This window comes from Mucilaginibacter pocheonensis, from assembly GCF_031456535.1.
Classification (GTDB): Bacteria; Bacteroidota; Bacteroidia; order Sphingobacteriales; family Sphingobacteriaceae; genus Mucilaginibacter; species Mucilaginibacter pocheonensis.
The window spans coordinates 252669-268133 of record NZ_JAVDUU010000005.1; the positions used below are offsets into that span (position 1 = coordinate 252669).

The 15465-nt window shown below is 41.4% G+C and carries 14 protein-coding genes; 5 read left to right on the plus strand and 9 right to left on the minus strand.

Translation table 11 applies throughout. From position 1 onward, the window contains the following. Positions 1 to 239: 239 nt before the first annotated feature. Entirely contained in the window at positions 240 to 2813 is a 2574-nt protein-coding gene (locus tag J2W55_RS24205) for a BamA/TamA family outer membrane protein (RefSeq protein ID WP_310102527.1), read from the minus strand. A 447-nt stretch (positions 2814 to 3260) separates the two neighbouring features. Here J2W55_RS24205 and J2W55_RS24210 point away from each other — a divergent pair, with 447 nt between their 5' ends. Both J2W55_RS24210 and J2W55_RS24215 read left to right on the plus strand, forming a co-directional pair. Next, positions 3261 to 4052, plus strand: coding sequence for a CHAD domain-containing protein (locus J2W55_RS24210; protein WP_310102530.1), 792 nt, complete (start codon positions 3261 to 3263; stop codon positions 4050 to 4052). Between the two features lie 5 nt (positions 4053 to 4057). Continuing rightward, positions 4058 to 4531 carry a CYTH domain-containing protein gene (locus J2W55_RS24215; RefSeq protein ID WP_310102532.1) on the plus strand — a complete coding sequence of 158 codons (474 nt, stop codon included), beginning with the start codon at positions 4058 to 4060 and terminating at the stop codon, positions 4529 to 4531. On the opposite strand, the gene J2W55_RS24220 is transcribed toward J2W55_RS24215, so the two are convergent. From J2W55_RS24220 to J2W55_RS24230, 3 genes are all read right to left on the minus strand, one after another. Then, positions 4528 to 5112: a TetR/AcrR family transcriptional regulator gene (locus J2W55_RS24220; protein WP_310102534.1), complete on the minus strand. Its 585-nt coding sequence runs from the start codon at positions 5110 to 5112 to the stop codon at positions 4528 to 4530. The two genes, J2W55_RS24215 and J2W55_RS24220, sit on opposite strands and share 4 nt — an antisense overlap. Before the next feature lie 137 nt (positions 5113 to 5249). Then, positions 5250 to 6005, minus strand: a complete 756-nt coding sequence (locus J2W55_RS24225) for a glucose 1-dehydrogenase (RefSeq protein WP_310102537.1) — start codon at positions 6003 to 6005, stop codon at positions 5250 to 5252. A 134-nt stretch (positions 6006 to 6139) separates the two neighbouring features. After that, positions 6140 to 6505, minus strand: coding sequence for a DUF2200 domain-containing protein (locus J2W55_RS24230; protein WP_310102540.1), 366 nt, complete (start codon positions 6503 to 6505; stop codon positions 6140 to 6142). 281 nt (positions 6506 to 6786) lie between these two features. On the opposite strand from J2W55_RS24230, the gene J2W55_RS24235 reads away from it, so the two are divergent. Further along, positions 6787 to 8613, plus strand: a complete 1827-nt coding sequence (locus J2W55_RS24235) for a peptidase associated/transthyretin-like domain-containing protein (RefSeq protein ID WP_310102543.1) — start codon at positions 6787 to 6789, stop codon at positions 8611 to 8613. Positions 8614 to 8732: 119 nt separating this feature from the next. Here J2W55_RS24235 and J2W55_RS24240 read toward each other — a convergent pair whose 3' ends face one another. From J2W55_RS24240 to J2W55_RS24255, 4 genes are all read right to left on the minus strand, one after another. Further along, positions 8733 to 9716, minus strand: a complete 984-nt coding sequence (locus J2W55_RS24240; protein ID WP_310102546.1) for a FecR family protein — start codon at positions 9714 to 9716, stop codon at positions 8733 to 8735. Beyond that, positions 9713 to 10288: an RNA polymerase sigma-70 factor gene (locus J2W55_RS24245; RefSeq protein WP_310102551.1), complete on the minus strand. Its 576-nt coding sequence runs from the start codon at positions 10286 to 10288 to the stop codon at positions 9713 to 9715. Before J2W55_RS24245 ends, J2W55_RS24240 begins: the two co-directional genes overlap by 4 nt. Before the next feature lie 105 nt (positions 10289 to 10393). Further along, positions 10394 to 10966 (minus strand): porin family protein, encoded by a 573-nt coding sequence (locus J2W55_RS24250; RefSeq protein ID WP_310102558.1) that lies wholly within the window; start codon positions 10964 to 10966, stop codon positions 10394 to 10396. A 107-nt stretch (positions 10967 to 11073) separates the two neighbouring features. Next, positions 11074 to 12138 carry an LA_2272 family surface repeat-containing protein gene (locus tag J2W55_RS24255; RefSeq protein WP_310102561.1) on the minus strand — a complete coding sequence of 355 codons (1065 nt, stop codon included), beginning with the start codon at positions 12136 to 12138 and terminating at the stop codon, positions 11074 to 11076. A gap of 116 nt (positions 12139 to 12254) precedes the next feature. Between J2W55_RS24255 and J2W55_RS24260 the strand changes: the two genes are divergently transcribed. After that, on the plus strand, positions 12255 to 12611 hold the full coding sequence (locus J2W55_RS24260; RefSeq protein WP_310102564.1) for a DUF488 domain-containing protein: 357 nt from the start codon (positions 12255 to 12257) through the stop codon (positions 12609 to 12611). A gap of 23 nt (positions 12612 to 12634) precedes the next feature. Here J2W55_RS24260 and J2W55_RS24265 read toward each other — a convergent pair whose 3' ends face one another. Continuing rightward, complete coding sequence (locus J2W55_RS24265; protein WP_310102567.1) at positions 12635 to 14461, minus strand: chloride channel protein; 1827 nt, start codon at positions 14459 to 14461, stop codon at positions 12635 to 12637. Between the two features lie 302 nt (positions 14462 to 14763). Between J2W55_RS24265 and J2W55_RS24270 the strand changes: the two genes are divergently transcribed. Continuing rightward, entirely contained in the window at positions 14764 to 15456 is a 693-nt protein-coding gene (locus tag J2W55_RS24270) for a Crp/Fnr family transcriptional regulator (protein WP_310102570.1), read from the plus strand. Positions 15457 to 15465: the final 9 nt, after the last annotated feature.

Consider the following 15465-nt stretch of genomic DNA (forward strand, 5'->3'; position numbering starts at 1 on the left):
CTTCGCTCTGCTGGTATACCTCAGGGTGCTCTAATGAAGCACATATTACGCGTCATTGCGAGGTACGAAGCAATCTCTATGCTATACAGAGAGGTTTAAAAGGTCGCTCCGCCTATGTAGAGATTGCTTCGTACCTCGCAATGACGGGCGGATATAAATGACGCGTGGATATAAGCGGATATAACCCATCGCCTGAATAACCGCGTTTACGCCGCTGCAAGCCCGCTATCTGCAAAACCTTATATCCTGAAATTAAGGGATATATACGGGTACCAGCCTTCGTTGGAGTGACCAGCCAAAACCTGCAGTACCGTTAAACCGGCCGGCGAAAAATATAAGCCGCCACCGGTTCCCTGGTGCCATGTATCAGAGTGCTCGCCTTTTATCCAAACCCTGCCTGCATCATAAAAACCGGTAAGGCCCAATTGCCCGGGCAATATATAGCTGGCTATATCAGCTAACTTTATCCTCGCCTGCAAATTATTAAACACCATATGCTTGCCGGCGAAGCGGTTTTGCAGAAATCCTAACAAATTACCCTGTCCGCCCAAAAACATCGACTGGTAAAATGCGGCGTTGCCAAAACCTATCCCGCCGCCCACACGGTCAGACAGTACTACGGTACCCCCCGAATTCAATTTTTGATAGTAGGTAAACTCCGGTCTTATCTGCATAAAAGCTTTTGAGTAGCTGTTAAGGCCGGTATATCCCTGTACCTGGATATTTACATAAAAACCCTGACTTGGCAATATGTTATTATTTCGACGGTTGCTGGTAAAATTTAAAATAAGGCCGGCATGTGCTTTATCTTTATTTAAAGTGATACTGTCATAAGAGTTTATAAACGACGATTGATTAATGAACCTGCCCGCATTATCGGCCAAATTCATGTGATAAAACTGCAGCGACGGACCAAAACTAAGCGTACTGCCTTTGCCGGTATGCCAGCGCAGGGCCGGATCTAACTGATAGGTATCAAACCGCGTACGGTAATACCTGCGGTAGCCACTAAATTTAACCAGTTGCGACTCATTGCCCAGGCCAAAAAAGTTCATGGTATTATCGGGCGCCTGCATAAAGGCCTGCAAGGTAAAATCGGCCTTACCTACGGCCTGTATCCATTCGCCGTTATATTTTATCCGGAAAGCATCTGTTGCAAAAGAATGGGTTATCATTACCTGCTGCGTGGTTGAATAAGGCAATTTCCTGAAACCATCCACACCTGTGTATTTAAAGCCCAGTCCCAGTAAAAAGCCATCATCGGCATTAACCGCGGCTGTTGCCAGCGGCATCCAAACGTTATAAAGATTGGTAGGTACAAACCTGTTATTCAATGTATCGTTTGACAGATGCCTGCTCAGGCGGTTTACGCTGCCGGTGAAACTGGTATTATCCACAGGGCCATAAACGCTTACTTTACGACTGGCCTGTTGTACATCAAAAGCTTTATTGCCTGCACTGTCAACCACCCTTAATTTAATGTTTGATGTTTTATTGTTTATAATGACATGATCTTCGCCGGCTGCTGTATATAACCTTACTTCTTTTGTTATATCAGGCTGATACGTTACATCCCATACTGTATTTTTAGGTTGCCCTTCCTTATTAAGCCGCTCAACAAGTACCCGCATCCCATTGTCGGGGCCATCGCTTATGGTTATCTGCTCATCTTTATCAGTGGTGTGCAGGTCAACTATGCGGTTGATGAAGTGATAATACTCAGACATAGCCGCGGGTATATTGTCCCTGCGCTTTTTAAGTTTGGCAAGCAATGTTGTATGGCGCAGGTTATAAGTTTCTACCGGCAAGCGTTTTAAACCGGCTTCCAGTACTTCGTCAGTTTCGGCCTTTACAAATTCATTGGTAATCCGCATCCAGTCGGCATAGCTCAATTGCGCGTCGGGATATTCCTTCATAAACCTTGTTTTAAACAGGGAATATTTTACCGAGGGGATATCGCCGTCAAAATTCTCCAATACCGGACTTATCCATGGCAACGCGGCTATAGAAGGGAACAAACCCTGATTAACGTGGAACACCTGGTCGCGGTCGCGCGGAACGGCCACATAGTTTTTGCTTTTACCCTTTTTTGTTACAGCCCAGCGCCATTGATCTTCATGCCGGTCCCAATCCCCTATGAGCAGATCAAGCAACCGCGCCCGCAAAAACGTTTCGCCGTCAAGCCGGTTATCGGTACTTTCCACCAGCTCGCGCTCCATTTTAAGGGTATTATCAGATTCGCCTATCGGCTCGCGTTCTTCCAGCAGGCATACGGTGTTTATAAATAAGTTACTATACTGACCCAGCGCTGGGTCGTCAGCCACCACCCCAATAACCGGGTTGGCATGCGGCACTTTGGCGGCAGCGGCCAGCGGCGGGACAATAAGAGCAGTATAGGGGTGCTGCCCGCTAAATTCATCGCCAACCCAGTCAACAGCAAAAGTGCCCCGCAAATTCTCAGGCAGCAATTTATCCGGAACTTTCTCCACACTTCGCAGTACCCACTCCCGGCCGGTTTTATCCTGCAGCCGCAACGATTTTGACTCCATACCCCCGCCCTGCTTAATTGGCGTTAATCCACCATTAATTTTTGACAGCCTGATCACTGGCAGCTTAACCGGCATGGCCCATTCCTTCCGGTAGTTTTCGCCAAACAACCAACGGTGCACCCCGCTTACATCGTTATAGGATGGGTGTACCTTAGCCACCACACTATCCGGAAATATCTGCCACGATGCAGGGGCAATTTCCTGGGCCCGTATGTGTATTGCCGACGCCATAATAAGCGGCAGGACAAGTAATTTTTTACTCATATAATTAAATTTTCTTAAATGCTTACTTCCGAAAGTTTTTAACCAGGCCAGTCTTTTTTGACAATGGGTATCATAAGTAGGGAAACCTTACATAACCGCAGATGCATGATGCAAATAGCATATGCACACCAAAGTTAACAGTGTTTAAGATAACACAAAATTTTAAGTTAAATATGTAAAAGAAAATTTCAATAAAACTCCGCAGTTTCCGGACTGTCGCCGTTTGAAAACTTACCAAATGAATTGCATAAAAATCGCAAATGGCGCTCCGGATAAGGGCCTTTAAAAAAGCTTGTGTTTTTTTGTTAAAATGCGTTTCATTTTAACTAAAAACATCATGAAAGATTAAAATTAAGTGCGGTTTTTGTGCAAAAATGGTGGTATAAAAACCAATAATCGGGGTAAACTGTTATCTTTAGGTAATGCCCCGGAACCGGCAATTGTGCAATGAAAAAAAAGGAAGAAAGAAAATACTTTGATAAGGAGTGGAAAGAAATGAAAACCAGTCTTGAATCCTATTTAAAGAGGGAGCAACAGGAAGATCTGCACAAATTCAGGGTCCAGGTTAAGAAAATACGTGCTTTTTTGATATTGTCAGACAGCGCAGGCCATCATCCCGACCTGATCAAGCATTTTAAACCGGTAAGAAAGATATTTAAAAAGGCCGGCGAAATACGAAATGCTTATATGAACCAAAAACTGGGGAAAATACACCAGATAGCCAGCGATGAATTTATGCATAACCAGCACCAATTGCAGGTAACGGCTAATGAAAAATTCAAACTGCACCACGCTGAGTATCTTGAAGATATAAAAGAAGCACATAAAAACATCAGAGAAAAAATAAAGCCTGTAAGCGATGTGCACATCAATCTTTTTTATCAGCATCAACTGCAGCAGATCGCGGATTCTTTGGCACAACTTAAATTTAACGACCAGTTGCATACAAACCGTAAACAGGTTAAAATATTGATATACAACCACAAAATAGCACATAAAGTACTTAATACCGGTTTTAATGAAAATTATCTGGAGCAGGTACAAACCGCTATTGGCGACTGGCATGACCATGTACTGGCCATGGAATTGTTTGCAGATGATAACGTAAAGAACAAGGCAGCCTTTAACAACTTGAAACAGCCCGATAAAAGGTTGAGAGAGCATATCAGTGGCCTTACCGCCGACTTTTATAACCAGGCTACCACTGCTGTAGAGGTGCCAGTTGAACAATTAAGTTAATAGCTATGGGGGTGGAAATTGAAAGAAAGTTTTTGGTTGACCATGAAAAATGGCATCAATTAGAAAAACCCGCCGGGGTACACTATCAGCAGGGTTATATCCTGAATGACAATAACCGTACTGTAAGGGTAAGGATCACTGATACACAAGGCTATATTACCCTAAAAGGCAGCGGAACAAGCCATATGAGCCGGGCCGAATATGAATATGAAATACCTCTTAAAGACGGCAGGGAGCTATTAAAGGAGTTTACCAAAAACGGTACAGAAAAAACACGCTACCGCATACCTTATGATGGCTTTACCTGGGAAGTAGATGAATTTTTAGGCGATAATAAAGGGTTAATAGTAGCTGAGATAGAGCTTGAAGACGAACACGACGAATTTGAAAAACCCTATTGGGTTACAAAAGAAGTAACTGACGACGCACGTTATTTCAACTCAAACTTGGCAGTTCACCCATTTAAAGATTGGGATTAACCGGATACGGCCGATATGGCAACATCAGCAATATCCCTGAGCTTTTTTTCATCAGCGCCGGTACGAGCGGCCACTCTTATCGCAGTAATATTTGCAAAAATAAACCTTGCCAAAGTACGGGCTGTACTTTTAGTTGAAAGTTGCCCGCTCTGCTGCCCTTTTTCTAATAGTTTGGTTAAAGCATCTTCCACACTCTGGTTATTGTTGATAACCATATCCCCTATCTCTTTATCATGGCCGGCAAGTTCAACAGCTGTGTTTACCATAAAACATCCCTTTAATAAGGTATCTTCTATGCTTTCTTTAATTAAACCATTAAAAATTTGCTTCACAGTTTGTTTTGGGTCGTCAGCTTGGGCAACCACCTTAAGCATAGCGCCGGTTTGTGCTTTTTGATATTTCTCTAAGGATTTTTTAAACAGCGTCCTTTTATCGGTATAAGTATTATATATACTTGACCGGTTTATCCCCAGGCCGTCAACCAGGTCTTGAGCCGATGTGCCATTATAACCCTTTCTCCAAAATAACTCAACCGCTTTATCAAGCAATGCATCTTCGTCAAACTCTTTTTTACGTGCCATATTGAACAAAATTAAACAGGTAAACCAACAACACCTGCTGCCCGATCTGTCATCAGGAGAGATGAGTTGATCAGGCAACAATACAGGTGTAATAATAAATCTTAAATTGAAACGATTGTTCCAGTTGGAGACAAAAATTAATATACAACAGCATTTACAGTTAAACCGCCATCAACAGTAATTTCGGTACCGGTAATAAATGATGCATCGTCAGAAGCCAGAAACCTTACTACATTGGCAATTTCTTCGGGCTTTCCAAAACGACTAAGCAATATCCGTTGTCCTAAAATATCACCAAAGCCATCAACCTGCTCCTGTTCCAAACCAAGCTTCCCGTACAGTGGGGTTTCAACCGGGCCAGGTGAAATTGCATTAACACGAATTTTACGCGAAGCAAGCTCACGGGCCAATACTTTATTAAATGATAATACAGCGGCTTTGCTTGCTGCATAAACGCTACTATCGGGCATGCCTAAAACGGCGTTTACCGAAGTGTTAAAAATTATTGAACCACCATCGTTCAATATTGGCAAGAATTTTTGAACAGTAAAATACACACCTTTTACATTGACATTCATCAAGTTATCATAATGAGCTTCCGTCGCGCTTTCAACCGGGCTAAAAGCTGCCAGGCCGGCATTCAGGAATAGGATATCAACTTTACCAAATTGTTCCTTTACCGCTAATGCCAGTTCATCTATTTGGCTTATTTTGCCCTGATCAGATACAATACCTGTTGCACCGAGCTCAGCGGCTGATTTTTCTACCGATTCTTTGTTACGGCCTGTAATAACAACTTTTGCACCATGTGCAATTAGTTCTTTTGCGGCTGCATATCCAATACCGCTGTTACCGCCTGTAACTACGGCCACCTTGTTTGTTAAATTATTCATTTTCTTAATTTTTTGATCGTTGTTTGAAATGATGATCAAATATAGCAATTTTGAAACGATCGTTTCAAAATTGCTATATTCTTTTATTCATTTATGGTATATAATTGACAGTCAGATGATAATTACTTATTTCCTCACAGACCTCGCAATATCTTTTCCATCTTCCGCCCCTTTGCCAACTCATCCACCAGCTTATCCAAATACCGAACCTGCCGCGTCAAAGTGTTCTCAATTTCCTCCACACGATAACCACAAATTACTCCAGTGATGAGGTATGCATTAGGATTTAGCGAAGCCCGTTGAAAGAAGGTTTCAAAAGTTACATTTTCTATAATCAGGTCTTCTAACATCTCATTATTAAAGCCGGTTAACCACTCTATAACCTGATCTAGCTCTTCTTTTGTCCTACCTTTTTTCTCTACTTTTGCGAGATACAATGGATAGACCGAAGCAAATGTCATTTTTGCAATACGCTCATTGTGTATATCGGTGTTGCTCATACCTTATATTAACTGACTTGATCTACATTATCAAAATATCTATAAAACATTGATAACCAAAACAAACCCATAAGAAAGTGCTGTATTCTCCAAATTATTTCAGGCCATTATGATGTAAATGCCGGTCATCAATAGATGCAAGCTACAATCTAACAAAAAATAATTAAAAACAGAGTAAGGGTAAAACCATACTATACGTGTTTTAATACGCACCGTATTATGTAATCGGATAATTTTGGCGTTAAAGCCGGTACATCTACTTTCTAAAGCATATAACTTAAATGACTATAAACCTAAAATCATTAACCATCATCCTGTCTCTTTTTATGCCCGTGCTTTTTGAGTCAACTGTTTTTGCTCAGGGTAATTTGATGAAAGAAGTATCCATAGGTGAAATAAAACAGCAACGCATGGGTAGTGTATTGGATAAAATTGCCAGCAAAGGGGATTTTTATTTCGCTTATAATAATAAAACCATTCCTGCAGATAGCATCGTATCTATTTCGGGCTACCGGGGAACACTTTTTAGCTTGCTGGATAAACTTTTGGGCGAAAGCTACGAATTTAAAGAAGTACCCGGCTACATTGTGCTAAGGCACGCGCCGGGCAAACTGTACATAACGGTTGAAGTTGATAAGGACCCGGGGAAACAAACCGTGATAAAAGGCTATGTAAAGGATGTTTTAACGCAGAAAGAGTTAACACAGGCCAGTGTTTATGAAAAAAACCTGCTGATATCAACCCTCACGGACGACAGGGGATATTTTGAACTTAAATTAAAAAACTGGAATGGCTCACTTTTAATCTCAGTGACCAAGGAAAACTACCGTGATACATCCCTTTATGTACTGCCTGTAGTTAACGTAGATGCCAGGCATAATAACAGAAAATATAAATACTATCCTGATGAAGGATCAGAGAACGGTGTTGAGCATAGTCGCTTCGCCCGTTTTTTTATCAGCTCAAAACAATTGATACAGGGTATGAACCTGGGCAACTTCTTCGCTTCCAATCCCTACCAAATCTCGCTTACTCCGGGTTTAAGCTCACAGGGCATGTATAACAGCCAGGTAATTGATCATTTTTCGCTTAACCTGTTGGGCGGTTACACAGCCGGCATTAAAGGGTTTGAGGCAGCCGGCTTGTTCAATATTAACCGTAAGAATGTCAGCTTTTTCCAGGTGGCAGGCATATTTAATGTGGTTGGTGGTAGTGTAAGCGGTTTCCAGGCAGCAGGCATTTACAACCATGTACTTAATAACAGCACTGGCGTGCAAATCGGCGGAGTATTAAACAAAACAAACCATTTTACCGGTGCACTACAGGCAGCGGGTGTGGCCAATATTGATGAGCAAGCCAGCGGGTTACAGATAGCGGGGGTAATTAACAGCGTTGATAACTTCAATGGTGGTGTGCAGATAGCAGGTGTATTTAACAATGTTGAAAGTTTTAACGGCGGCGTGCAGATAGCGGGCGTATTTAACGCAGGGCAAAAATCAAAGGGGTTTCAGCTTGCTGGTCTTTTTAATTGGTCAACTGAGCAATCGGGAGCGCAGTTTGCAACGCTTTTTAATGTATCAAAAAAAGTAAAAAAATTTCAATTTGGTTTGGTAAATGTAGCCGATAGCAGTGATTACCCTATAGGGATCATCAACTTTATTAAAAATGGCGAAAAAAGCTTTTCCTTAAGTACAGATGAAACACTCCTCACTCATTTAGATTACCGATCGGGTGGCAGGGTGCTATATGGATTGATAGGCGCCGGATATAAATTTGATAATAATACGCAGGCAAAATACGCGCTTAACGTAGGTTTTGGCGCCCATGTTGTTAATAGTCGCCGCTTTTCTTTAAACGGAGAATATGTAGAGCAAATGATCACAGATTTAAAAAAGAAATTTTATCAAATCAGTTCGTTCAGGGTGTTGCCGGGTTATAAGCTCAACAAACTGTTAGTGATATATGCCGGCCCCACCTTTAATATTACGTCTGCCGACGTAAGCGATGACGCAAAAATCAATGGCTGGATACTTAACAGACATATCAGCAACAACAAAATGACGGCCTTGAACTTTGGCATAACCGGAGGGCTGCAATTTGTGTGGTAGTTTATCCGGAAACCCCATAAAAACCGCGGGGTATATGATGTTCTCTTTTATTTGTTCAAAGCAAAAAGCCGCTTCATAATTTGTATGAAGCGGCTTTTTAGCATCATTGCGGATGGTGTTTATTTAATTACTATGCCGTGATCAGTTTTAATTACGTGTATCTCTGGCGTAGTATCCTTTATTACACCCAATATGGTATCAAGCGGGTCGTCCCACTTAATAGTTACTGTGATCGGTATGTTGCGCAAAGCGGTGTTCTCAATTTTAATGTCAGCGTTATAAGCTTCATTAAGTACGCCAACCAGGCGTCCCAGCGGTATATTGTTAGCGTTAAATATGTTATTCTTGTAATAGTTGTATAACATATCAGTACTCACTTCAACCTTAAGCTGCTTATCTCCAGGCTTTATTCTCACCATTTCATTAGGGTTCAACCTTACCGAACTATTGCTTTTACTCACCTGTACTATGCCGCTTTCAACAATAACCTCGGTACTTTGCCGCGCGCTTTTCACATTGAACGCGGTACCAACATCCTTGATAACAACATCATTCACATGCACTGTAAATGGTGCTTGCTCATTATGCTTAACTTCAAAAAAGGCTTCGCCGGTAAGCCGGATGTTCCTATTCGATTTAAAGTTGCCTGTGTAACTTATGCCTGAGTTTTTATTAATGTGCACTATGGAGCCATCGGGCAAAGTATCTACGCGCACCGTATTTGTGGCTTTGATGCTTACCAGTTGTGTCGATGTATTGCTTTGCTGATATAACTGGTATGCTATCCAGCTGCCTCCTATTAAAAACACCACAGCCGCGGCTATACGCAACCAGCTTGTATTACGGTTAATAGATACAATACGAGTTGGTTCGGCTTTCGCGGCTGCTCTTTTTTCCTTGAACTTTTCCCAGGCTTCGGTTTCGTTCAGCGGGCTAACCTGCGCCAGGAGCTTACTGGTTTCCAGGATAATTTTTACATCTTCAAATTTTTTGGCATTAGCACTGCTTACCCCCACCCAGGCTTCAACATCCTGCACTTCGGATGGGCTTGCCTCTCCAAGAATATATTTGATCAGTATATCTTCGCTCATATCCTGTTTCATGATCTAAACATATTAAATAACATCAATGCAATTAATGGTAAAAATTCCTTCATCTCTTTTCTTAATATGCGTAAAGCTTTTCCCATATGCGTTTCTACTGTTTTTATAGATATATCAAGCTGATTGGCTATTTCCTGATACTTTAATTCCTCGAACCGGCTCAGGTGAAATATAGCCCGGCATTTTTCAGGCAACTTACTTAGCGCCTTTTCCAGATGCTGTTCCAGTTCGCCCAGCTTAAGTTTACCGGCAGCATCGTCTGTATGATTTTTCATGGAATACGCGGTTGTGGTTTGATATTTTAATTGAACTTTTTGCCGCCTTATATAATTAAGGCTGTCATGATATACCGATTTGTAGAGATATGATTTTATGGAACTTTGTATGCGCGCCCATTCATTTTTTTCCCAAAGTTTAAGAAACAGGGCCTGTACAATCTCCTCGGCCACATCCCAGTCTTTCAATAAAGAAAAGGCATACGCGTGTAGTTCCCTAAAATGTTTTTTGAACAGCTGCTCAAAAACAACCTCACTTTCATTGATCAAATCGGTCGCCGTCTCTTTATTATCCATTATCGGTTATTGGGTTCGGTAAGGTAAATGTATAATCGATATAACTGATCTTTTTCAGAGAGCGGATAGCTGTTTTATAGCTATCCGCTTTATCAAACTTAATTATTATTGAAATTTAAAACCAACTCCCAGGCTAAAGATATTGGCTTTTTGTCCAAGTTCTTTATTAAACTTACTTAACCCTAAACTGTAACGCGCGTCAAAAGTTAAGCTGCCTATGTCAACACCCGCGTTGATAACTCCCCCGGCGGTAAAGTCTTTATATTTAAAGCCACCCGGAGCAATTGGTTTTTTAAGGTTATAATAAAGGTCGGGACCAGCCGATACCCTGAAGATCAGATCTTCGGTATTCAATATTTTGTAACCAACCATTAAAGGAACGTTCAGTTGTCTGAATTTAGCTTCGTATGAATTTGAGTTAAAACGGTATTTATCGCTGAAGGTAACATAATTAAGTTCGGGCTGAAAGAATAGCGTTTTACCGGCCCGGGCGAATACCCCGGCGTTAAACCCTATTTTTCCCGACTTATCGGTAATGGCATTTAAGCCTGTTTTTAAGGTTGAAAAATTGACCCCGGCCTTAATACCGAATTCAAGATCAGGTGACGACTGAGCCTTTACTGAACCTACTCCTAACGTAAACAGGATTGCGGTTGCAAATAGTTTAATTGTTTTCATTTGTTGATTTTGTTTGTTATTGTTCTATTAATCGTTCTATATCATTTTGCTACTATAACACGCAGCATGGGCCTTACCCTTACTGTACTTTAAAAAATTATTGTTGATTAAAAGCCTATTTGTACACCGGCGGTATAACCAAAATAAAATCCGTAAAGGTCACGGCCATTATTCCGGGTCCAGCTGTTAACATATTTTGTAGTGAGCTTTTTACCATCTTCTGTATTGGTATTCACGTAGTTGAAGGATGGGCCTCCGAATAGTTCAACAGAGCGCGTAATTTTGAAGGCAGTTAATAACCTTAATGACGATTTCTCATACTCGCCGCCTTTAAAACTTTCTAAACCGCCGTTAACTAACTCTGTATTTAAGCGGAACGATTTGATGGTTAACACATGCGCGCCAAAACCTGCTTCATAAGCATATTTTTGTTTTTTATTGTTGAAATTATAACCAACGCCAACTATGCCATAAAATATTTTACCTCCCGAGCGAAAGGTTAACAGCGTGGTTTGATTTTCATCAATAGTAGCACCAATACTTCTTTCACCATTCCTGGCTATATTAACAATGCCTATCTGCGTACCGGCACTGTCGGCAATGTTTATAAAACCAATTTGAGCGCCTTTAGCTTTTTTGGCCAGGTTCATGAAACCGGCTATTTGCGTACCTTTCATATCGCGGGCCAGGTTCATAAAGCCGGCGAGCTGTAAAGCAGAAACATCGCCGCCCTTGTTCATAAATCCCGCTATCTGGGCACCGCTGCTGCTGCCGGCTATGTTGGCAAAGCCGGCAATTGCCACCCCGCGGCCGCTACCATAAGTATTCAGAAACCCGGCAAGCATGGTTCCATCCGCTGTTTTACTTATATGATTTGAAAAACCGGCTATCTGCAAACCTCTTGCATCATGCCGAATAATATTTGATATGCCTGCCAGGCTAATGCCGCGTTCGGCTGCTGATACCCCGGCTATCAGGTTCAGCGAAAAGCTATTGGTATCCTTCGGCGCATTTGTCCAGTTACTGCTTAAGGGGTAAACCAAACCGACATTTGTTCTGGCCCGGCCGCTATCCTGCGCGTAAATATTGGTGCTTGCAAACACTATTAAAAAAAATGTCCAGATTTTTAAGATAATAGATAAGATGCTGTTTTGGTATTCTTTTAAGTCCATATGTATGATATTTATCGTGTATTTGGAGCTGTAACACGCTATATGAACTTTACCCTTACTGTTATTTAAAAAAATAAGCCCGCTATCTTATCTTTGGTAATATAACCGACAAAACCATGGGACACTTACTTGTTAAACGAATATATGATCCTGTTGATAAGGCAGATGGCATAAGGATTTTGGTTGACCGCTTATGGCCACGGGGAATAACAAAGGAACGCGCCCAACTATACCGGTGGATGAAGGAAGTTGCCCCGTCGACCGAATTGCGTAAGCAATTTCATGCAAACCCGCAAAATTGGGCGGCATTTCAGCACGACTATCTGGCAGAATTACGGCAAGCGCAAGCAAGCGTTCAGGAACTGGCCGAGTTGGTGAAAAACAACCAGGTTGTTACCTTACTATATGCGACCAATAATCAGGAACATAATCATGCTTTGATATTAAAGCAGTTTTTACAGGAGAAAAAATAAACTTTTAAGAATCGTAAATTAAACTATTTACCGGCAGTATTAACATTAACCAATTTACGGCCCCTTACCAGCATTTTCATGCGCTGACGCTTAAGCGAAATTTTAACATAAGGCTGTTGGGTTTTATCAGCTTCAATTTTGAAGGCCGATATAATATCCAGGTAAGATAATATTCCAATTACTTTAAGGTCAGACGACAATACCGGCAATACTTCAACGTCGGCGTTTGACATGGTTTCCATAGCAAACCTTAGTGTATCATTACTGCTAACCGAAGCACCAAGCTCTTTTTTTAGCAGATCCTGTAAAGACGATGTCTCATCAAGGTTGCTGCTATAAATATCCGTTAATTTTAAAGTGCCGCTAAACTCACCGTCATTGTTAACTATAATAAAATGGTTGTCATGAATATTGTTGATATTAACCCAGCTTCTCACGTCGGCTATGCTGTTGTTAACATTAATCACAGTACCTTCCTCACGGATCACCTGCGAAACCACCATTTTTTGCAAAAGATCAGGCTCAAAAGAATCTGGTGTAAAAATCCCGCGACGGGCAATTTTTTCGGTCATGATGGTATTTTCCATCAAAAAGAACGAAACCATATAGGCTGCCGTGCAGGCACCCAGTAAAGGAAGTAAAGCATGTGACTGCATAGTAGCTTCTAACGCGAAGGTTATGCTGGTCAAATAAGCCCTGGAAGCCCCTGCAAACATAGCCGACATACCAACCAGCGCGGCCATAGGTATATTCACACCCGAATTAGGGAACAAAGCCAATATTACAGTACCTGTGAGGGCACCAGCCGCTCCACCCATAGTTAATAAAGGCGCCAGCGTTCCGCCTGATGTACCGCTGCCCAAAGCAATGGCCCATGACAGGAACTTTAAAAACAGCAGGCTGCAAATGAGCGTTAACGGCCATTTACCTGATAACAAACCTGTTATATTATCATAACCAACACCAAGGGTGTGCGGTGCAAAAAAACCGATTACTCCTACCGCCAGGCCGCCAATGGCCGGCCACCACATCCAGTGAATGGGCAACTTCTCAAAACTATCTTCAATAAAATATACTATTTTGGTAATGCCCAAAGATAAAAACCCGATGACGATACCCATAAAGCTATAAATTCCTAAAGCCAGATTAGATGGAGTAAGCAGATCAGGCATGGGGAATACCGGGCCTTGTTCAAATAGTAAATGATGCCCCGCGGCACCCGTAATACAAGCTAAAGCTACGGGCAATATTGATTTAGGAGAAAACTCAAACAACAATAATTCAATGGCCAGGAATACCGCGGCTATAGGGGTACCAAAAATAGCTGCCATGCCCGCTGTTGCTCCCGCTGCCAAAATAATTTTACGCTCATTGGCCGTTATCCGGAATAACTGACCGAGGGTTGAACCTAATGCCCCGCCTGTTGCTATAATAGGGCCCTCTGCGCCAAACGGGCCACCTGTACCAATAGCTATTGCCGATGATATAGGTTTAAAAAAGGTAATTGATGGTTTGATATTGCTTTCATTAACCAATATTTGCTCCATAGCCTCGGGGATGCCGTGCCCCCTTATAGCCTTTGAGCCATAAAAAGCCATAATTCCAACAAGCACCCCTCCTATTGCAGGTATAACAATAACCCATGCGCCCAGGTGGTTATTTGCTGGTGAATGAAAATTTAAATTGAATGAACCGTAAAAAGAGACATTGGTAACCAGGTTGATAAGATAAATAAGAATTTTGGCCACAACACTAATTGCCGAAGCCACCGCAACTGATAAACAAGAAATAATTACCAATCGTTGCTTTAAAAACTTGCTGTTTTTAGAACTATCAGGTGGAGTTTGCATGTAATTTAATGCGGGCGAAAGGGGAATTGCTTTTTTCATCTTTTTCTATACGGCTAATTTATAGCCTGCTTTTCGGGTTGCAAAGCTAAGGATTGTTAGTGTTAAAAAGAAGTGAAAATTCAATTATTATATTGTATAAACAATATTAAATCTTATATATATAAGATTTAAGTAATAAATTATATTACACAAACAATATAAATCAGTTTCATAAAGATTTAATTTGTTAACTTGTGCCGCATTCAAACTGGGGTTTATAGGCAAATAATTAATATTGCAATGTTACCGCAAGCAAACATTTTATGACAAAAACTACGCACCAATGCGATCTTAACACCTGCTTTTTGTGCCGGAACTGTTTAAAAGACTGGTTACCGGCCATCGGCGTCAATAAAGAGAATTTTATATTAAAAAAAGGACAATCGCTATTTAAAGAAGGCGACGCGGTTACCGGCATATATTTTATGTATAAAGGCATTGTGAAAGTGCATAAACAATGGGGGCAGGAAAAAGACCTGATACTGAGATTTGCCAAAGACGGTGACATTTTTGGCCACCTGGGGTTGGGTGATACCTCAACATATCCTGTGTCGGCAACGGCTATTGAATCAGGAGTGGTTTGTTATGTTAAGATGGATTTTTTTGAGTCATCGCTCAACGTCAATAGTCAGCTCACGTATAAACTGATGAAATTTTTTGCCAATGAGCTTCAGGAATCTGAAAAAAGGATGCGCAATCTTGCTCACATGCCGGTAAAAGAGCGAATAGCGCAGGCACTGTTATCGCTCCGGTACCAGTTTGGTTTAAAACCCGATGGTTATGTGGATATAGAATTGACCCGGCAGGATATATCATCATATGCCAGTGTGGTTTATGAAACCTTTTTTAAGGTAACGCAGGAATTTACTCAAAGCAAGGTGATTGAATTTAACGGCAAAAATTTTAAGCTCTTAAATGAAGATGCCCTGAAGGAAATGACGCTTGACCGGAAATAGCAGATCTGC